Annotated in this window: 14 protein-coding genes; 6 read left to right on the forward strand and 8 right to left on the reverse strand. The window is 68.5% G+C overall.

Going from position 1 to position 19065, the window contains the following annotated elements:
* Positions 1-33 precede the first annotated feature (33 nt).
* From O9335_RS10095 to O9335_RS10110, 4 genes are all read left to right on the forward strand, one after another.
* The gene (locus O9335_RS10095) at positions 34-795 is read left to right on the forward strand and encodes an alpha/beta fold hydrolase (RefSeq protein WP_298387401.1); all 762 of its coding nucleotides are present in this window, start codon (positions 34-36) and stop codon (positions 793-795) included.
* On the forward strand, positions 792-1679 hold the full coding sequence (locus O9335_RS10100; protein ID WP_298387404.1) for an alpha/beta fold hydrolase: 888 nt from the start codon (positions 792-794) through the stop codon (positions 1677-1679). The genes O9335_RS10095 and O9335_RS10100 overlap by 4 nt, the downstream gene beginning before the upstream one ends.
* A gap of 194 nt (positions 1680-1873) precedes the next feature.
* Positions 1874-3850 carry a diguanylate cyclase gene (locus O9335_RS10105; protein ID WP_298387407.1) on the forward strand — a complete coding sequence of 659 codons (1977 nt, stop codon included), beginning with the start codon at positions 1874-1876 and terminating at the stop codon, positions 3848-3850.
* Positions 3847-5883 carry a diguanylate cyclase gene (locus O9335_RS10110; RefSeq protein WP_298387410.1) on the forward strand — a complete coding sequence of 679 codons (2037 nt, stop codon included), beginning with the start codon at positions 3847-3849 and terminating at the stop codon, positions 5881-5883. The genes O9335_RS10105 and O9335_RS10110 overlap by 4 nt, the downstream gene beginning before the upstream one ends.
* Positions 5884-5961: 78 nt before the next feature.
* Here the strand turns inward: O9335_RS10110 and O9335_RS10115 are convergent, their stop codons facing one another.
* From O9335_RS10115 to O9335_RS10140, 6 genes are all read right to left on the reverse strand, one after another.
* Positions 5962-7644 (reverse strand): AMP-binding protein, encoded by a 1683-nt coding sequence (locus tag O9335_RS10115; protein ID WP_298387413.1) that lies wholly within the window; start codon positions 7642-7644, stop codon positions 5962-5964.
* A 161-nt stretch (positions 7645-7805) separates the two neighbouring features.
* Positions 7806-9113: a tryptophan--tRNA ligase gene (locus O9335_RS10120; RefSeq protein ID WP_298387415.1), complete on the reverse strand. Its 1308-nt coding sequence runs from the start codon at positions 9111-9113 to the stop codon at positions 7806-7808.
* Between the two features lie 8 nt (positions 9114-9121).
* Positions 9122-9979, reverse strand: a complete 858-nt coding sequence (gene asd / locus O9335_RS10125) for an archaetidylserine decarboxylase (protein ID WP_298387417.1) — start codon at positions 9977-9979, stop codon at positions 9122-9124.
* A 32-nt stretch (positions 9980-10011) separates the two neighbouring features.
* Positions 10012-10332: a divalent-cation tolerance protein CutA gene (gene cutA / locus O9335_RS10130; RefSeq protein WP_298387420.1), complete on the reverse strand. Its 321-nt coding sequence runs from the start codon at positions 10330-10332 to the stop codon at positions 10012-10014.
* 14 nt (positions 10333-10346) lie between these two features.
* Positions 10347-11165, reverse strand: coding sequence for an HDOD domain-containing protein (locus O9335_RS10135; protein ID WP_298387423.1), 819 nt, complete (start codon positions 11163-11165; stop codon positions 10347-10349).
* A gap of 35 nt (positions 11166-11200) precedes the next feature.
* Complete coding sequence (locus O9335_RS10140) at positions 11201-11983, reverse strand: TSUP family transporter (RefSeq protein WP_298387426.1); 783 nt, start codon at positions 11981-11983, stop codon at positions 11201-11203.
* Between the two features lie 43 nt (positions 11984-12026).
* Here O9335_RS10140 and O9335_RS10145 point away from each other — a divergent pair, with 43 nt between their 5' ends.
* The gene (locus tag O9335_RS10145) at positions 12027-12617 is read left to right on the forward strand and encodes a nitroreductase family protein (RefSeq protein ID WP_298387429.1); all 591 of its coding nucleotides are present in this window, start codon (positions 12027-12029) and stop codon (positions 12615-12617) included.
* A gap of 18 nt (positions 12618-12635) precedes the next feature.
* On the opposite strand, the gene O9335_RS10150 is transcribed toward O9335_RS10145, so the two are convergent.
* Together O9335_RS10150 and O9335_RS10155 are read right to left on the reverse strand one after the other, a co-directional pair.
* Positions 12636-14693, reverse strand: coding sequence for a M13 family metallopeptidase (locus tag O9335_RS10150; RefSeq protein WP_298387432.1), 2058 nt, complete (start codon positions 14691-14693; stop codon positions 12636-12638).
* A 135-nt stretch (positions 14694-14828) separates the two neighbouring features.
* Positions 14829-17618, reverse strand: a complete 2790-nt coding sequence (locus O9335_RS10155) for a polysaccharide deacetylase family protein (RefSeq protein WP_298387435.1) — start codon at positions 17616-17618, stop codon at positions 14829-14831.
* A gap of 287 nt (positions 17619-17905) precedes the next feature.
* Here O9335_RS10155 and O9335_RS10160 point away from each other — a divergent pair, with 287 nt between their 5' ends.
* The gene (locus O9335_RS10160; RefSeq protein WP_298387438.1) at positions 17906-18925 is read left to right on the forward strand and encodes a CorA family divalent cation transporter; all 1020 of its coding nucleotides are present in this window, start codon (positions 17906-17908) and stop codon (positions 18923-18925) included.
* Positions 18926-19065: the final 140 nt, after the last annotated feature.

A 19065-nucleotide genomic window follows, 5' to 3' on the forward strand; every position in this document is an offset into this window, starting at 1 on the left:
ACTTTGGAAGCGGAGCGTCCTAGGATCGACGGCATGGCCTCATTGCCCACCGATTTCGACGCCCTCAGCCCGCCCAGCGCCTGGCTCATGCTGCTGGAAGCCCGTGCCCCCTGGGAGCTGGCGGCCAGCGCTGCGGTGTTGCCCTGGTTGCGCCGCTTGCCCTCGGGCGACACCCACCCCGTCTTGGTGTTTCCCGGCTTGGCCGCCAGCGACGCCAGCACGGTCCCCATCCGCCGGCTGCTGGACGAGCTCGGGCACGTGGCTTTGCCCTGGCAGCAGGGATTCAATTTCGGGCCCCGCCCCGGTGTGCTGGACCAATGCGAGGCCGACGTGCGCGCCACCTACGCCCGCTACCACCGACGCGTCAGCCTCGTGGGTTGGAGTTTGGGTGGCCTGTACGCCCGCGAGGTGGCCAAGCGCGTGCCCGAGATGGTGCGCAGCGTCGTCACCCTGGGCACGCCGTTCAGCGGTCACCCCCGGGCCACCAACGCTTGGCGTTTCTTCGAGATGCTGAGCGGGCAGGACAGCCACGACGCCGAGCAACTGGCCCTGCTGCGCGAACCGCCGCCCGTGCCTTGCACCAGCATCTACTCGCGCACCGATGGCGTGGTGGCCTGGCGTTGCAGCGTCAACGAGCCCGCGCCCCAGGCCGAGAACATCGCCGTGCCCGCCAGCCACCTGGGCTTGGGCCTGAACCCGCTGGCGCTGTACGCCGTGGCCGATCGGCTGGCGCAACCCAGTGGTCGCTGGAAGCCCTTCGCGCCCCCACTGCCCCTGCGCTGGATGTTCCGTTGACCCTCGAGCAGCGGGTGCGCGTGGGCGCCCACGAGATCGCCGTTCGCCAAGACGGTGCGCCCGACGGCGAGCCGCTGCTGCTGCTCATGGGCCTGGGCCTGCAACTCATCGCCTGGCCCCAGGGCTTGGTGGACCGATGGGTGGCTGCCGGCTTTCGCGTCATCCTGCTGGACCACCGGGACATCGGCCGCTCCAGCCCCCTGGACCACTTGCCCACGCCCCCGCTGGCTTGGGCCGGGCTGCGCCAAGCCTTGGGGCGGCCATTGCCATCGCCCTACACACTGGCCGACCTGGCCGATGACGCGGTGGGGGTGTTGGACGCCCTCGGCGTGCCACAGGCCCAAGTGTTGGGCATTTCGATGGGGGGCATGGTGGCGCAGCACCTGGCCTGGCGCCACCCGGGGCGTGTGCGCGCGCTGCACCTGTGGATGACGAGCAGCGGCGCCCGCCACCTGCCCCTGCCGGCGCCGCGACTGCGCTGGATGATCTTGCGCCGGCCACGCCACCGCGATCAGGCGCTGGCGCACATCACCGCGCTTTACCAAGCCCTGGCTGGACCGGCCTACCCCACCCCCGTGGACGTGATTCGCGCCCGGGTCGAGGCCTCGGCCGAGCGCGCTTGGCGGCCGCAAGCCCATGTGCGGCAGATGATGGCCATCGCCCACGACGGCGACCGCAGCCGCTGGCTGCGCGAGCTGCCCCAACGCTGCTCGGCGCCCATCTCCATCGTGCATGGCAGCGCCGACCCCTTGCTGCCCCTGCCCCATGGACAGCACCTGGCCAACCTGCTGCCGGCTGCGCGGCTGACCGTGATCGAAGGCTGGGGCCACGACCTGCCAGCGGCCCTGTGGCCCCGCCTGGCCGCGACCGTGCCCCGGGCCTGAGCGCCTGCGTGTGATTGTTGGCAACAGTACCCCGCGGGGAATGGGGGTGCGGCGCCATACTTTGGCGCTTGAACACCGAACGCTGTTTTTCCGGCCCCTGGCGGGGACCCGCACGCGCGTGGCGCGGGTGGGCGCTTGCCTGGGTGCTGGCTTGGGCGCTGCCTGGGGGGGGCCACGCGCAGGCCAGTCCGCCAATGCCCACCGCGTCGAGCGCGAGCACGTTGGAGCAGTTGGACGCGATCGCCCAGCTGCACGAGCGCGATGCCCCGCGCGCTTTGCGCGAGCTCGAAGCGCTCCGTGCCACCGTGCCCGCGCGCGACCCCATGGCGCTGGAGGCGCTGTACCTGCTGGCCGCCTTTCGGCAGACCGCCAAGGACGAGGCGGCCCTGGCGGCGCTGGAGCCGGCGTTCCAGGCCTGGATGCAGGACAGCGATGCCCGAAGCGCCACCCTTGGCCGGGTGGCTTGGCAATTGCTGCAATACCGCAAGCACGCGCTGGCCAGGGACCTCCCGGCCGCTCGGGGGGCCTTGGAGGCGATCCGCCTCACGCCTCAACAAGAGCAAGGCTTGCCGTCGCTGTGGCGGTGGCGCCTGAACGAGCGACGGGCCACCGCGGCCGAGCAGCAGGGCAAGCTCGACGATGCCCAGGCTTACCGCTTGTCCGCGGTGCGGGCGGCCGAGGAGACCGGCGAGCCTCGCCGCGCCATCGAAACCATGACCGCCTTGGCTTTCACCTACGGCATTCAAGGTGATCAAGCGGCGGCCCAGAGCTGGATCGACCAGGCGGTGGCGCGCATGGAGGCCAACGCCAGTCGCCTGTCCAACCTGGAGCAGGCGAACGTCCTGACCGCGCTGGGCGCTGTGCAAACCGATGCCGGCCGTCTCGATGACGCTGCCCGATCCTACGAAAGGGCGCTGGCGATCCTCACCAAAGACGGCGACGTTCCCACGCGTGCCGTTTTGTTGGGCAATTTGGCCGACATCGGACTCAAGACCCGCAACTACCCGCGAGCCATTCGCTTGTCCGAAGAGGCGTTGGCCTTGGGCATCGCCTCGAAGAACCGGGCGAGCGAGGCCTTGGCCAACCACAACATGGGCGTTGCCAAGATTGCCATGGGGCGGGTTGCCGAGGGCAAGGCTCAGGTGATGAAAGCGATCGCGATCGAGCGCGAGGACGGCAACCTCGTCGAGATGTCTCAGGGCTGGGCCGAGCTGGGCCACTACCTCGAGACCGCCGGCGACTTGGCTGGCGCGATGTCGGCCTATGCGGAGTACCGCACCTTGGCCGACAGTCTGGAGCGCGAAGACCGGCGCAAGGCGCTGCTGGAGGCCCAGCAGCGCTACGACGACGACCGCCGAATGGCCGAGGGTGAATCCTTGCGCAAGGCCAACGATCTCAACACGGCACTGGCCGAGGCGCGTCGTCTTCAACTGCTGCTGTGGGCCTTGGTGCTGGCTTGCGGGGTGGCCGCCGTGGTGCTGCTGGTTGGCTTGTGGCGCCGCACACGCGATGCCAACCGCTTGCTGGCCCAAAGCAACGAGGTGTTGGCGGAGCAAAGCGAGCGAGACCCCCTCACTGGCCTGGGCAATCGGCACCAACTGACCCGGTTGCTGGCGCAACCCGGCCGCCGCCAGGGTGCGGTGGGCAGCTTGTTCTTGGTGGATGTGGATTTCTTCAAGCAAGTCAACGACCGCCACGGCCACGCCGCCGGCGACCAGGTGCTGGTTGAAATCGGGCAGCGGCTGCGCCAGGCCACGCGCGACGGCGACGCCGTGCTGCGCTGGGGTGGTGAAGAGTTTTTGGTGCTGACCGATGCCCAGGACCCCGCGGTCGCCCAGGCCCTGGCCCAGCGTGTGCTCAACAGCGTTGCGGAGAGCCCTGTGGTTTTGGCCGACGGACACTGGGTGCCCGTGAGCGTGTCCATGGGCTTCGCTCGCTTCCCCTTGGCCGAAGCGCCCATCCCCTGGGAGGCCGCGTTGGAACTGGTCGATCAGCTGATGTACCGCGCCAAGGCCCATGGGCGCAACCAAGCATGGAGCCTGACCGAGCTTCATGCCCCTTCGGCACAGGACTTGCCGGCGCTCATGGCCGAGGCCGATGCAGCGCAAGAACGGGGCGACTTGTCTTTGATCCAGCTGCGCGGACCCCGCTTGGCGGAGGCCGGGGCATGAGTCGTCTGACGTTCACCTCGCTGGTTCTGGCGGGCCTCCTTCTGGCCAGCGGGTGGGCCACGGCCGCAGTGCCTGTGCTGCCAGCCCCGCTTGCCGATCGGCTGCGACAGATTCAGCAGATGGCCTACGAGCGACCCGACGAAGCGTTGCAGGCCGTGCGCAGCGAATCCGTGGACGAGCCGTACCGGCCTTGGTTGCGCTACGTCGAAGCCCGGGTGCAATTGCAACGCGGCCAGCTGGCGGCCGCACGCGCGCTTTACCCAGTGGAGGCGGTGTCCGACGACGCCCTGGCCCTGCACATTCGCGCATTGGTGGCGCGCCGTGAGGGCCAGTCCGAGCGCATGGGCGCCCTGGTGGAGCAGGCCTGGGCCGTTGTCGAGCCGCTGTGCCCATCTCCACTTCCAGAGGCGTCTGAATCTCTGGCCAACTGCCCGGCCGGGTTGTTGGTGGAGTTGGCTTCGCTGGGTCAAATCAGTGCCCTGGCGCAGGGTCAGCTGGCGACGGCGCGACGCCGCAGTGACTTGGCCATGACCTGGGCGCAGGCGCGTCGTCAGCCCGATTTGCAGGCCCACGTTCTGCTGGACCGTGCGGAGTTCCACCTCCAACAAGACGAGCGCAGCGCCGCGGAGGCGGCTTTGAACGAGGCGCTCGCGCTGCCGAACTTGGGGGTGACGTGGCGCATATGGACGCTCAACTTCCAGGCCGCTGTGGCGGCGCGCTACGACCAACGTGGGCGCCAAGGCGAGTTGCTGGAGCAGGCGCTCGCCGCGGCCCAGGCCAGCCGTTTGGAGCGCACCGCTGCGCTGTTGCAGGGCAATTTGGCCGATTTCCACGTGCACATGGGGCGGCCTTTGGTGGCCCGGCAGTTGGCCGAGCAAGCGCTGCCCGTGCTGCGGCGCTTCGCCGACCCGGCGGAAGCCACCGTGCGTCACAACTTGGCGCTGGCCCTGATCGATTCCCGCGCTTTCGACGCGGCCCGGGTGCAGTTGGCCCGGCTGCAAGAGATCCCTGTGGTGGAACGGCCCGACGAGCGCGCCCAAGGCTTGCGCGAACTCAGCGAGGCCTGGGCACGGGTGGGGCAGTACAAGGAGGCCTTGGCGCTGTACCACGCCGAACGCAAGCTCACCTCAGCGGCGCAAGCCCAAGCGCGGGAGTTGGCGTTGGAAGAGGTGCGGCAACGCCTGGGCAGCGCCCAAAAGGAGGCCGAACTCACCTTGGCGCAACGCGAGGCCGATGTCACCCGCCAAACCTTGGCCAACCAAGACACCCTGCGACAGGTGGCGGTGGCGGCCGGCGTGCTCTTGGCCCTGGGTTTGGGGCTGGGAGGCCTGTTTTGGGTCCGGGCCCGCGCGGCGTTTCGCAAGTTGCGACGCAACCAGCGTTTGCTCAAGGCCTTGAGCGAGCGCGACGCCCTCACGGGCTTGGCCAACCGTCGCCAGTTCCATCAGGTGATGGCGGCGCGTGGCCAGGAGCCGCTGGAGGGAAGCCTGGTCATCATCGACATCGACCACTTCAAGCGCATCAACGACGGCCACGGACACGCGGCCGGCGACGCGGTGATCCAGGCCATCGCCCAGCGCCTGAGCGACGCGGTGCGCGACGGCGACATGGTGGTGCGCTGGGGCGGCGAGGAGTACCTGATCTATGCCCCCACGCTGAAAGGCCCCCACGCCAAGCAGTGGGTGACGCGGCTGCTGCCCTCCCTGTGCAGCACGCCGGTCGCCTTGCCCGGGGGCGAACTGCTGGACGTGACCTGCTCCATGGGCTTCGTCACCCTGCCCATCCCGCCCCTGGGGGTGAACCTGCCCTGGGAGCGCGCCCTGAATTGGGCCGATCTCGCGCTGTACGCCGCCAAGAATCGGGGTCGCCGTCGGGCCTTGGGCATCGTGGGCTTGCACGTCAACGACGAGGTCTCCCTCGCGCAAGTGGAGTCCGACTTCGAGGGGGCTGCCAGTGCCGCACGCCTCAGCCTCGTGCAAGTGCTGGGCACGCCGGCCGATTTGGCCGCACCCCCACTCGTGCCCGCGTATTGAACCGCGCGGTGCCACCAGCACCCATGAAAAACGCGCCCCGCGGGGCGCGTTTTTCATGCAGCGTCGTGGCGCCGTCGGTCAAACGATGATGACCTTTTGGCGGCTTTCGGCCCAAGACTCGTACTGACTGCCGTACACCTCGTCCACGCGGTTGCGCTTGACCTTGAAGGTCGGGGTCACGAAGCCGTTGTCCACCGTCCAGGGCTCTTTGAACACCACCAGGCAATCCATTTGCTCGTGGGGGTCGAGCTTGGCGTTGATGGCGGCCATGTGCGTCGCCAAGTCGGCCTTGAGGCCATCGGGGTTGCTGTTCGCTTCTTCCACGCCATGGGCGCTGAGCATGGCCAAACCGATCGGTTGGCCCATGTTGGCCCCCACCACCGCGCAGGCTTCCAGGGCGTTGTTCATCACCAGCTTGTCTTCGATGGGGGCGGGCGCCACGTACTTGCCCTTGCTGGTCTTGAACAGGTCCTTCACGCGGCCGGTGATCTTCAGGCACTTGCGCTCGTCGTGGGCGCCCTTGTCACCGGTGCGCAGCCAGCCGTCGTGCGTGAAGGCCTCGGCGGTGAGATCGGGCTCCTTGTAGTAGCCCTTCATCACGGCGCCGCTCTTCATTTGCACTTCGCCCGTTTTCTTGTCGATGCGCACTTGCACGCCCTCGTAGGCGGGGCCCACGGTACCGGTCATGTCGTGGCCGGGCAGGGTGATGTGGCTGACCGCCAAGTTCTCGGTCATGCCGTAGCCTTCCATGATGGGCAGGCCCAAGCGGCGGTACCACTTCAGCAGGTCGGCCGGCATGGGGGCGGCGCCACCAGCGCAGAAGCGGGCTTTGTCCAGGCCCAGGGCCGTGAGGACCTTCTTGCGGATGAGGATGTTCAGCAGCGGAATGCGCAGCAGCTTGTCCAGCTTGGCCTGGGGCATCTTGGCTTGGATGCCTTGCTGGAACTTGACCCACAGGCGCGGCACGCTGAAGAAGATGGTGGGCTTGGCCCGGTTCAAGTCGGCGGTGAAAGTTTCGAGCGAATCGGCAAAGTAAATGTGCATGCCGGTGCGCAGCCAGCCGTGCTCCACCAGCACACGCTCGACCACGTGGGCCAGCGGCAGGTAGCTGAGCATGCGGTCGTTCTGGTTCATGGGCACACGGCCCAGGCCGGTCATCAGGGCCCAGGCGAAGCTGCCAAAGGTGTGCATCACGCCCTTCGGCGCACCCGTGGTGCCGCTGGTGTAGATCAGCGTGGCCAGTTCGTCGGCGCCGCGCACGGGTTGGCCGCGCAGGGGTTGGGTGTCGACCACCACCTCGTCCCAGCTTTGGTAGCGGGCGCGGACGTCGTCTGGGCTCAGTTGGTACGAGATGCAGGGCATGTCAGCCGGGACGCCCGGCTTCATGTTTTCCCAGCCGTCGAGCTTGCCCACGAAGCACATCTTGCTTTCGCTGTGCTCCAGGATTTGGGTGATGGTGCCGGCGGCCAGCGTGGGGTAGAGCGGCACTGAGACATAGCCGGCCATCCAGATGGCCAGGTCGCTCATCAGCCACCAAGCGCAGTTCTTGGACAGGATGGCCACCTTGCTGCCTTCGGGCCAGCCCTGGGCCTTGAGGTAGGCCGCCATGCGCCGGGTTTCGTCGGCCACTTGGCCCCAGGTGTAGGTCTTGACCTGACCGTTGCCCAAGGGCTGCGTCAACGCGATGCGCTGCGGGTTGGCGGTTTCCCAGTAGTAGAGGGATTGCAGGGCAAGGTGATCGGGAGGAACGGCGGTGCTCATGGATCGCTCTGGTGATGGACGGCTTGGATTCGCGAGTTTGCGGGCATTCCGCAGTGTTCCCCCCCGGGGCTTGCCCGAGGGCGATCTAGGGGAGCCCCTCTTTTGCCACGAATGCCCGTGAGGAAAAAGGGGTTATGCAGGGCCAAGCCCGAGGGGGGCGCTCAGGCTTTCCGGGCTTTGGCCCGCTCGCGTTCGGCGTCCTGCTGGCGCAGCGCGGTCAGGGCAGCCTCCAAGGCCCCCGGGTCGCCAGCTTCGGCCAGAGAAACGGCCCCGGCCCCGCCTTGTTTCAAGGCTGTCAGCCATTGGGCGCCCTCTCGGCCGCTTTCAAAGCCGGGGCTCAGGGCCAGCACGGCGTCGCCCTGGGTGAGTTTGACGTGGAAACGGCCGTCGGCTTCGCGGTATTGCTTGACCAACGGCGGCACGGCCTTGGGGACGTCGGCGGCGGCCTGGCCCGGCAGCACGCGGCTGCGGCGCAGGCCCACGGCCTCGCGCAGGCGGGCCAGCAGCGGGCGCGCGATCGCGCGGGCGCGCTCGGCGCCGCGCTGCAGCTCGGATTCGATGCGCTCGGGGTCGGCCATCAGCTCGGCGTAGCGGGCGCGCATGGGGCCGAGCTCTTTCTCGATCTGCGCCACCAGGCGCTGCTTGGCCTCGCCCCAGGCCAGGCCGGCGCGCAGCTCGGCGCGCATTTGCGCGCGCTCCGTGGGCGTGGCGAAGGCGTCGAAGATCTGGATCAGCGCCGTGCCCTCGGGCTCCTTGGGCTCGCCGGGGCCGCGCGAGTCGGTCACGATCTTGGCCACCGCGCTGCGCAGCGCCTCGGCGCCGCCTTCGAACAGGGGCACGACGTTGTCGTAGCTCTTGCTCATCTTGCGGCCGTCCAGGCCGGGCAGCAGTTCCATCTCGGCCTCGACCTCGGCCTCGGGCAGCACGAAGAAGTCTTGTCCATACAGATGGTTGAAGCGCTGCGCCACGTCGCGCGCCATCTCGATGTGCTGCACCTGGTCCTTGCCCACGGGCACGCGGTGCGCGTTGTAGAGCAGGATGTCGGCCGCCATCAGGATGGGGTAGCTGTACAGGCCCATCGTCACGTTCGAGTCGGGCTCCTCGCCCGCGGCCACGGCCGCGTCCACGGCGGCCTTGTAGGCGTGCGCGCGGTTCATCTGGCCCTTGGCGGTGACGCAGGTCAGCAGCCAGGTCAGCTCACACACCTCGGGCACGTCGCTTTGGCGGAACAGCAGGGCGCGCTGCGTGTCCAGGCCGGCGGCCAGCCAGGTGGCGGCGATCTGCATGCGGCTGGCCTCGACGCGGTCGGGGTCGTCGCACTTGATCAGCGCGTGGTAGTCGGCCATGAAGAAGAAGCTCTCCACGTCCGGTGCTTGAGAGGCGGCGATCGCCGGGCGCAGCGCGCCGACGTAGTTGCCCAGGTGCAGGGTGCCGGTGGTGGTGATGCCGGTGAGGACGCGAGTGCTCATGCTCAAACTCAAATCGTGGCCATGGCTTCGCCGAGGCGAATCGGGCGCGCGGGCGCCCAGTCGGGGTTGAACTGCATCGGGCCGTTTTCGTGCTTCGGCCACAGCATCACCACGGTGGAGCCCAGCAGGAAGCGGCCCATCTCTTGGCCTTGCTGCAAGGTGATGCTTTGGTTCTCGTAAGTCCAGCGCTTCACGTCCTTCAAACGCGGCGGGTTCACCACGCCATGCCAGGTGGTGGCCATGCTGCCCACGATGGTGGCGCCCACCAGCACCAGCACGAAGGGCCCGTGCGCGGTGTCGAACACGCAGACCACGCGCTCGTTCTTGGCGAACAGGCCCGGCAGGGCCTTGGCCGTGGCCGGGTTCACCGAGTACAGGCTGCCGGGCACCCAGATCATTTCGCGCAGCGTGCCGGCACAGGGCATGTGGATGCGGTGGTAGTCCTTGGGGCTCAGGTAGAGGGTGGCGAAGTGGCCGTCGTCAAACTGCGCGGCCAGGCCGGCGTCGCCGCCCACCAGGGTGCGCGTGCTGTAGCCGTGGCCCTTGGCCTGGTAGACCTGGTCCTTCTTCACCGGGCCGAAGGCGCTGATGGCGCCGTCCACGGGGCAAATCCAGGTCGCGTCGGCCAGCGGGCGGGCGCCGTCCTTGAGGGGGCGGGTGAAGAAGTCGTTGAAGCTGGCGTAGCTGGCGGGGTCCGGGTTCGCGGCCTCGGCCATGTTCACGCCGTAGCGGGCGATGAAGCGGCGGATGGCGGTTTGCGTCAGCGCGCCGCCCTGGCGGCGGGCGAAGGCGCCCGCCAGTTCGGTGAGCAGGCGTTTGGGCAGCAGGTGCTGCGGCAGCATCGTCTTGAAGTCTTCGGCGTCCATGGCGATGCCCGGGCTTGCAAAAGGGGGCGATTCTAGGAAGCGGGCCCCACCTCGGTGTTCACCCAGGCCGCGAAGGCGTCACTGGCGTGCTCAGCCGGCCAGGCCAGCAGGGCGGGGGTGTCGTAAGGATGGCGGGCAAGCACGGCGGCTCGCAGCGCGGGCCAGGCCTCGAGGGTGGTCTTGATCAGCAAGCGCCACTCGGGCTCCTGCTGCACGGCGCCCTGCCAACGGTAGATGGACTCGATGGCGTGCAGCTGCACGCAAGCGGCCAGCCTTGCCTCCACCAAAGCCCGGGCCAGGTCCTGCGCTTGGGCCTGGGTGGCCACCGTGGTCAGGGCCATCAGCAGGGGCATGACAGGCGCGCCGCTCAGGCGTTGGCGGCGGCGTTTTCCATTTGCTCTTGGACGCGGCGAGCGGCGCGCAGGGCGGCGGCTTCGTCAATTTGGGCTTGGTGGCAGAGCTGCTGGATACGCGGCTCGATGTCCGGCTGAGGCAGGGCCATGAGGGCGTGGGCAAAGCCCGAAATGGCCGCCACGCCCCGGCGCTGCAGGGCCTCGGGCAGGTTGCCGCTGGCTTGCACCAGGATGTGGTGGCGCACGCTGGCCACGGCCGCCGGCGCCAGGCCCCAGCTTTCGCACAAGGCGGCGCCCAGGGCGTCGTGGCTCACGCCAAAGGCGCTGTGCTCCAAACCGGCCAGTTCGCCATCGGTGCTCACCGCGCGCAACATCGCCGGGTAGTGCTGAGGCGCATGGCGGTACAGCACGGCCTTGCCGCATTCTTCGAACAGGCCGGCCGAATGCGAGGCCCAAGGGTCCACGCCCAGCATCTGGCCCATGCGGCCCATCATCAAACCGCGCTTGGCCGCTCGGTCCCACACCGGGCCCAGTTCGGCGGCCGGCGGGAAGGCGGCGCGCAAACTCATCTCGAAGGCGATGGCCGAGACCTCGCGCATGCCGAGGTAGGTCAGGGCCTGGTGCACGGTTTGCACGCGGCCACGCAAACCGTACAGCGAGGTGTTGACGGCCTTGAGCACCGCGGCGGCCAGGGCCATGTCGCCTTCGACCAGGGCCGAAACCGCCAGCAAGTCGATTTCGTCTTCCGCCATCAGCACCGAGAGCTTGACGAGCACCTCGGGTTGGGCAGGGATTTCAATGTCGAGGTTGCGCAGTTCGGGATCGACGGACATGGCTGGAGCCTCTTCAGGACGCGGTTGTTGCGATGCTACAGCGCGAGCAGCGTCCAGGCATCCCAACCCGTGCGCAGGATGAGGGCCCCCACCACCCCCAGAAAGACCGTCCGCACGAAGCCCGCGCCACGCGTCAGCGCGAGGTGCGTGCCCAGCACCGAGCCCAGCATGTTCGCCACCGCCATGGCCGCAGCCAGGCCCCACCACAGGTGACCGGTGGCGGCAAAGAGCGTCAGCGCTGCGGCATTGGTGGCCGTGTTCAAGAGTTTGGCGCTGGCGCTGGCGTGCAGGAAGTCGTAGCCCAGCACGCGCACCAGCAAGAAGACGAAGAAGCTGCCGGTACCGGGGCCGAACAGCCCGTCGTAAAAGCCGATGCCCAGACCGATGGCGCTGGCCACCAGGGCCTCGTGCCGTCCGGCCCAGCGCGGGGCGTGGGTGTGGCCCAAGTCCTTCTTGGCCAGGGTGTAGACCAGCACCGCCAGCAACACCAGCGGCAGCGCCACTCGCAGGCGCGTGGCGTCGATGTGCGTGACCGCCCAAGCCCCCAGGCCGCTGCCCGCCAGCGCGCAGGCGATGGCGGGCACCAAGGCCTGCCAGCGCAGATCGACCCGTCGCGCATAGCGCCAAGCGGCCAGGGCCGTGCCCCAGATGGCTGCGCCCTTGTTCGTGCCAAACAGTGTGGCCGGCGGCGTGCCCGGGTAGGCGGTGAACAGCGCCGGCACCAGCACCAGGCCGCCGCCGCCGGCGATGGCGTCGATGCAGCCGGCCAGCCAAGAAGCCGCGATGACCAGCAGGGTGTCGAGAGGGGTGTCCAACATCGGGCCGCGACTCTACGCCCGAGCCTCGTCAAGAATGGGCCCCATGAACCCTCGCACCCCCACCCACGCCATCGAGCCTCAGTTTCTCTCCCGATGGAGCCCCCGCGGCTTTGACGGCCAGCCCCTGCCCGAGTCCGAGGTGCTGCGCTGCCTGGAGGCCGCCCGCTGGGCCCCCAGCAGCGGCAACAGCCAACCGTGGCGCTATGTCGTCACCCTCAACGGCACGCCCGCCTTTCAAGCCGTGTGGGCCGGCTTGGCCGAGGGCAACCGCGTGTGGGCGCATCGCGCCGGCGCGCTGCTGGTGGCCTGCAGCCTGACCTCGTCCCTCAAGCGCGGCGAGCGCAAGCCCTTGGGCGCCAGCGCTTTCGACGCTGGCGCTGCCTGGATGAGCCTGGCCCTGCAGGCCCAGGCCCAGGGCTTGGCGGCGCACGCCATGGGCGGCTTTGACGCGGCCACCGTGGGTGCCGCCATCGGCCTGGGCGAGCATGCGCGCATCGACTGCGTCATCGCCCTGGGCCGCCCGGACCCCCAAGCCCCGCTGAGCGCCGAATTGCGCGAGCGCGAAACGCCCAACGACCGCCTGCCCCTGGCCGACTGGGTGCGCCTGGACCGCTGGACGTTTCCCGAAGCCTGATCGCGCGTCGCGGCAAGCTCACCAGATCTTGATGCGCTGCGCCGGCGGTTTGTGCATGCCGTCGCCTTCCCGGGTGCCGAAGGCCTCGTGGAAGCCGTCGTGGTTGATGGCGGCGCCGTTGGCGCGGAACACCGGGGGCGAGTGCGGGTCGGTGGTCAGCAGCTGCAGGATGCGGTTTTCGCGCGCCTTTTCGCGCCAGGCCTGCGCCCAGCCGTAAAAGAAGCGCTGCTCGCCCGTCAGCCCGTCGATCAGCGGCGCTGGCTGGCCGCCCAGGCTCTTCACGTAGGCCTTGTGGGCGATTTGCAGGCCCGACAGGTCGGCGATGTTCTCGCCCAGCGTGAGCCGGCCGTTGAGCTTCTTGCCCGGCAGCGGCTCGTAGCTCTCGTACTGGGCCACCAGCTGCTCGCCCAGGCGGTTGAAGGCCTCGCGGTCGGCGTCGGTCCACCAGTTGCGCAAGGCGCCGTCAGCGTCGAACTGGCTGCCCTGGTCGTCGAAGCCGTGGCTGATCTCGTGCCCGATCACCGCGCCGATGGCGCCGTAGTTGGCGGCGTCGTCGGCCTGCATGTCGAAGAAGGGCGGGCGCAGGATGGCCGCGGGGAACACGATCTCGTTGGCCAAGGGGTTGTAGTAAGCGTTCACCGTTTGTGGCGTCATGCCCCACTCGGTCTTGTCCACCGGCTGGCCCGCCTTGGCCACTTGGCGCGCCCACTCAAAGCGCGCGGCGCGCAGGCCATTGCCCAGCGCGTCCCCTGGTTTCACCAGCAGCGCGCCGTAGTCGCGCCATTTTTCGGGGTAACCGATCTTGATTTGGTAGCTGGCCAGCTTGGCGCGGGCGCGGGCCTTGGTTTCGGGGCCCATCCAGGTCAGGCCGTCCAGGCTGTCGCCGTAAGCAGCCAGCAGGTTGCGCACCAAGGTGACCATGCGCTGCTTGGCCGCGGGCGGAAAGTGTTCGGCCACGTAGAGCTGGCCCAGGGCCTCGCCCAGCGCGCCATTGACCTGCTCGATGCCGGCCTGCCAACGCGGCTTGGGCTCGGTGGTCCCCTTCAGCGCGGTGCCATGGAAGCCGAAGTTCGCATCCCGGAAGGCCTTGGGCAGGGTGTCGGCCGTGGCGTCGATCCAGCGCAGCTGCAGGTAGTGGCGCCACTGCGCCATCGGCGCTTCGGCCACCATCTGGGCCACGGCCGTGGTGGTGCTGGGCTGCGACACCGACAGCTTGGGCGTGCCGCCCAGGCCCGCGGCTTGCAGGAACGCCGGCCAATCCAGACCGGGCGCCAGTGCCGCCACCGATTCCGGCGTGTGCGGGTTGTAGAGCTTCACCATGTCGCGGTTGTCCACCTTGTCCCAATGCGCCGCGGCGATTTGGCGCTCCAGCGCCAAGGTGTCGTCGGCCGCCTGGGCGGGGTTCTTCATCCCCGCCAGGGTGGCGATCTTGACCAGGTAGGCGCGGTAGTCCTTCAGCGCCTTGGCGTAGCGCTCGTCATCGGCCTTCAGGTAGTAGTCGCGGTCGGGCAGCCCCAGGCCGCCTTGCCAGGTCAGCGGGCGGTTGATGCCGGGCTCTTTGAAGTCGGCCATCACCCCCAGGCCGATGGGCGTGTTCAGCACCCCCTGCACTTGACCCAGGTAGCGCGACAAGTCGGTGCGCGTTTGCAGTCGCTCCACCTCGGCCAGCAGGGGGCGCAGGGGCGCGAGGCCGGCGCGGTCGATGCCGGCAGTGTCGGTGTAGGCCTTGTAGAAGTGGGCCACCTTCTCGGCCACGCTGGCCTTGGCCTGCGGCGTACGCGCCAGGCGCTCCACGATGGCCTTGATGTGGCGGTCGCTCTGGTCCGACAGCTGCACGAAGGTGCCGTACTCCGCCTTGTCCGCCGGGATCGGCGTCTGGGCCAGCCAGCCGCCGTTCACGGCGCGGAACAGGTCGTCCTGCACGCGCACGGCGGGGTCCATGCCGCTGCGGTCGATGCCCGAGCGCAGGGGGGTCGCCGGGGCTGGCTGGGCCGACAGGGCGAAGGAGGCGGCCAGCAGGGAAGCGGCCAGCGCCGTGCGGTGCAGGGCGCGCAGGGGGCGGAGGGAAGGCCTCATGGTCGTGCGTGGGCGGGCGGGCGCCACGGGGGTGGTTGTGCTTCGCAGCCTAAGGGTGCCCGCGGCACCTGCCGGAACTCACCCCGGGTTGAACCCGAGCGGCCGTTGGGTGGCGCGTGCGGGCCGCTGCCCCGCTCACAGCGCCTTGGGGCGCGTGGCGTCCGACGGGTTGGCCATCCAAGCTTGCAGCTCCGCCACCCGCGCGTGTTTGGGTGCCAGCGCCAGAAAGGTTTTGTAAGCCGCTTGGGCTTTGGCCTCGTCGCCTGCTTGCAGGCGCGCGTCGCCGAGGTTGAGCCATGCCAGCGAGCGGCTGGCGTCCATCTCAACGGCCCTCTCGAACCAGCCCGCGGCCTCGGCGAACTGGCCGCGGCGGTACAGGACGAAGCCGAGGTTGTTGGCGGCCAGGGCGAACTGGGGCTGCAGTTGCAGCGATTCCTTGAATGCGGCTTGGGCCTCGTCGTAGCGGCGCTCGCGGTAGAGCTGCAGGCCGCGGTCGTTGGCGCGCTGGGCGGCCACGCGGGCGCCGGGGTCGACGCGGGCGGTGGTGGCGGCCAGGGCTTGGTCTTTGCCGTCCAGGCCCTTGATGGTGACCTGCACGGCGCCGCTGCCGCTGCCGGCCGGGCTGGCCTGGCGGCCGGCGGTGCTGGCTTCGTCCAGCTTGGCGGCCAGTTGGCTGGCCTGGTCGTCCAGCTGGGCCACGGCGCCGCTGAGCGCCGGCTCGCTGAGCAGCGGCAGCTCGAAAACGAACTCGCCGCCCTCGCTGCCCGGCAGGCTGCCAAAGGCGGGCGTTTGCCGCGCGATGGCGGCCACCGCGGGGGCCACGTAGGCGGCCAGCTCGGTGGCGGTGATGAGGCCGTCGCCGTTCAGGTCGGCCTTGCCATTCAGCGCTTGCAGCAGCGTCCAGGTGAAGACCGAGTGACCGCCCGGGCCGTCGTCGGCCACCTGCTGGTCGGCGCCACCGGCGGTCATCATTTGGCGGCCGATGCGGCGGGCGTTGGTGCGGGCGAAGTTGCTGTCCGCGGCCACGCTGCCGGCGCGCGTCAGGCCCAGACCGGAGTAGCAGGCGTCGATGATGAACAGCGCGTGTTTGGCGGTGATGGCCTCGGCCACTTCCTGCAGCTGGGGCATGGCGATCGCGTCGGTCTGCAGGTCGTTGAGGCCGGCGTCCACCGGCACGATGTAGCCGACTTCGCGGCCGCTGGGCAGGCGGCGCGTGCTGCCGTGGCCGGCGAAGAAGACGAACACGCGGTCGTCGCGCTTCACGCGCTTGGCGTCGCCGAAACGTTCGTTCAAGGCCTTCAGGATGTTGGCGCGGGTGGCCTCGGCATCGGTCAGCAGGGTCACGTTGTCCGGCCTGAAGCCGAAGCGCGCGACCAGGGCCTCGCGCATGGCTTGCGCGTCCCGCACGGCATGCGCGAGCTTGGGCCAGGCGGTGTAGCCGTTGATGCCGATGACCAGGGCATGGCTTTCGCGGTAGAGCTCGCCGGGCGCCGGGGGTGGGGGCGCTGGGCGGTCGCCTGCGACGACGAACTGGCCGTCTTTCCAGCTGGCGAAGCGCCAACCGTCGGCGGCCAGTTGGTCCAGCACAAGGGGCAGGGCCTGCACGGTTCGGGCGTGGATGTCGTGGAACAGCACGATGCCGCGCTGCTGCTTGTCCAACTCGCCCAGCACGCGCGCAGCGATGCTCTTGGGGATGGGATCGCTCCAGTCCAGCGAGTCCACGTTCCACATCATCGAGCGCAGCTTCAGGGCCTCGATGGTGGACAGGGCCCCGCTGTTGCGCGCTCCGTAGGGGAAGCGGAACAGCCCGTCGCCGTTGCGACCGGCGGCATCCAGCAGCGCCTCGGTGTTGGCGGCCTCTTCCTTGACCTTGACGAGCTCGAACTTGCTCATCAGCCCGTGGGTGAAGCTGTGGTTGGCGATTTGGTGCCCAGCCGCCAGCACGCGCTTGGCCACCGCGCTGCCTTGGCCCGGAACGGGCCGACCGTCGGCGCCCACCTTGCCCAGGTTCTGGCCGAGTTGGAAGAACACCGCAGGCGCTTGGTAGCGCTTGAGGATGTCCAGAATCTCGTCGGTGTAGCGGGCGTGGGGCCCGTCGTCAAAGGTCAGCAGCACGGTCTTGGGCGGCAGCTTGTCGCCGAAGACCTCACGCTCTTTGACGGCGCCACCCCGCAGGCCGTTGGATGGGCTTGGGGCGCTGGCGGTCAGGGGTTCGGGCGCCAGATCGGCCGCGGCTGGACGCTGGGCGCTGTGCTGCTGGAGCACCGCCTCGCGCGTGTGCAGGGCTTTCAGCTTGGCGACGTAGTCGCTCCACTTTTCGCGCTTGAGTTCGATGCTGCGCTTGGCAAAGCCCCCGAAAACCTCCTTCAGTTCTTGCTCGTAGGCCTTTTGCACCTCGCCCAAGGTGTCGATGTCTTCCTGCGCTCGACGCGCGAGCTTGATGCCGTCCAGCGTCTGCGCGGCCCTCAGCCCCGTGGCCAATTGCTCCAGCACTTCTTTGAAGGCCAGCCGGTCGGCGTCGAACCAGCTGGGCTCGCTTTCGATGCGCGTCAGCAGCGCGGCGGTGGCTTCCAGCGCCTCGGGCTTCAGTGCCGCCTCGGCCAGCGCTTGCTGGCGCTGCAGCAGCTCATGAAACAGCTGTTGCCCCAGGGCCTGCACTTCGCGGCGCTGGGCGGGCGCCAAGGCGGCTTCGCCGTCCATCAGCACGATGATCTGGCGGTGCAGGGACAGCAGGGCATCGGCCTGCCCGCGCAACTGCGCGGTGGCCGTGGCGTCTTGCTGCGCCGACGCGGCGGGCAAGGCCGCCGGCACCTCGGCTGACTTTTGGCAGCCGGTCAGCCAGAGCGTGGCCGCCAGCAGCGAGGCGACTGAGCGCCAAGTGGGCCGGCGAGGGGCGGGCGGGCGGGCCGTCGGGGGACGCAACATGGGGCGGGCTGGTTCGGTGAGTTCGGCGCCATTGTGGGGTGGAAGGGGGCACCGCTTCCGCCGCCCTGAAAGGCCTGCACCTCTTCACCCTGGGGCCTCTCGCCGATGTGTCGATCTCTGAAGGGGATGAGCCACGGTGCCCTGAACCCCGTTGGCGACAGGCGACCTGTAAAGCCCGAACCAACGTGAAAAGATGGCGAGCGCTCGGCGTTGCGCTCCGCACAATCCCACGAAGCTGGCGTTGGCGCGGCGGCGCCTCGGGGCGGGTCGCCCATGAAGGGAGGGTCATGAAGATTCAGTCATCGAGCTTGACGGGCGGGAAGGTCCAGCATGGTGGCGTGCTGGATGGCTTCCATCCGTCCGTGCTGCAGGCCATGGTCGGCCAGCCTTGGAAGGCGGATGAAGGACTTTGGCTGGATGTGGAAGACCCGGACCCGGCAGTGTTCGCGTTGCTGGGCCAGTGGCTGCACCTGTCCCCGCAACTGATCACCGAGCACTTTGCAGGCTACGGAAACCCGCACCTGTATTTTCAAAACTGCGTCTTGTTCCGCACGGAGCGGGTTTTCTATCACTTTGAAACCGAGCGTTGTTCGAGCCGGAATCTGTGCGGAATTTTGACGGGTGGTGTTTTGATCACCTTGCACCCGCCCACTTTGTCGCGCATGGTGGGCCATGTTTTTGCCACGATGGAGGCGCGGGGCGCTGAAGTGCTTTGCAAGGGACCCAGCGCTGTGCTGCCTTTGTTGTTCGATGAATTGATCGAGGATTACAAGCCGGTGCTGGAGGATTGGCAAAACGAAATCGACCAATTCGAGCAGGACTCCTTGCACAACACATCGGGGCAAATGTTGTCGGAGATCTTGCGGTTCAAGAAGTTGGTCACGCAGTTGCGTCACTCGTTCAACAAGGTCTACCGCGACCAGCGCCGACTTTTGATTGCCTGCCCGGAGGCCTTTCTGGGAGCGGCCAACCGCTCTCAACTGGGCCAGTCCGTCAACCGCTTGGGCCGGTTGTTGCTGGAGGTGGAAGAGATTCGCCAGCACACGTCGTCGGCTTACCAGGTGTATGCAGCGGCGCTGAGTTTGGAAATGACACGATCGTCGAACCACATGAATCGAATCATGGAGCGGCTCGCCATCGTCACCTCCATATTCATGCCCTTGACCTTCATCGTGGGTGTGTACGGCATGAATATTCCGGACATGCCGGAGCTGCATTTCCAGGGTTTTTACTTCGCGCTCTGGCTGGTGATGTTGTCGATCGCCGGCGGCCTGCTCTATTTCTTCAAGAAAATGCGTTGGTACTGAGTCGGACTTGCAAAATCCAGTTCCACCCGAACAGGCGGTGTTGAAGTGGCGGGGGATTGGGCGGTGATCAAGTTGCCGAGCCCTGAGGCGATCCGAGCGTCGGCCGAGTCAGGGCGGCGGCATACACGGCCAGGCCAGTC

Source organism: Inhella sp. (assembly GCF_027532025.1).
Classification (GTDB): Bacteria; Pseudomonadota; Gammaproteobacteria; order Burkholderiales; family Burkholderiaceae_C; genus Inhella.

Coding starts and splice junctions, on each gene's coding strand:
- O9335_RS10095 (WP_298387401.1), top strand. CDS start 34: ATGGCCTCATTGCCCACCGATTTCGACGCCCTCAGCCCGCCCAGCGCC.
- O9335_RS10105 (WP_298387407.1), top strand. CDS start 1,874: ATGCCCACCGCGTCGAGCGCGAGCACGTTGGAGCAGTTGGACGCGATC.
- O9335_RS10110 (WP_298387410.1), top strand. CDS start 3,847: ATGAGTCGTCTGACGTTCACCTCGCTGGTTCTGGCGGGCCTCCTTCTG.
- O9335_RS10115 (WP_298387413.1), bottom strand. CDS start 7,644: ATGAGCACCGCCGTTCCTCCCGATCACCTTGCCCTGCAATCCCTCTAC.
- O9335_RS10120 (WP_298387415.1), bottom strand. CDS start 9,113: ATGAGCACTCGCGTCCTCACCGGCATCACCACCACCGGCACCCTGCAC.
- asd (WP_298387417.1), bottom strand. CDS start 9,979: ATGGACGCCGAAGACTTCAAGACGATGCTGCCGCAGCACCTGCTGCCC.
- cutA (WP_298387420.1), bottom strand. CDS start 10,332: ATGCCCCTGCTGATGGCCCTGACCACGGTGGCCACCCAGGCCCAAGCG.
- O9335_RS10135 (WP_298387423.1), bottom strand. CDS start 11,165: ATGTCCGTCGATCCCGAACTGCGCAACCTCGACATTGAAATCCCTGCC.
- O9335_RS10140 (WP_298387426.1), bottom strand. CDS start 11,983: ATGTTGGACACCCCTCTCGACACCCTGCTGGTCATCGCGGCTTCTTGG.
- O9335_RS10145 (WP_298387429.1), top strand. CDS start 12,027: ATGAACCCTCGCACCCCCACCCACGCCATCGAGCCTCAGTTTCTCTCC.
- O9335_RS10150 (WP_298387432.1), bottom strand. CDS start 14,693: ATGAGGCCTTCCCTCCGCCCCCTGCGCGCCCTGCACCGCACGGCGCTG.
- O9335_RS10155 (WP_298387435.1), bottom strand. CDS start 17,618: ATGTTGCGTCCCCCGACGGCCCGCCCGCCCGCCCCTCGCCGGCCCACT.
- O9335_RS10160 (WP_298387438.1), top strand. CDS start 17,906: ATGAAGATTCAGTCATCGAGCTTGACGGGCGGGAAGGTCCAGCATGGT.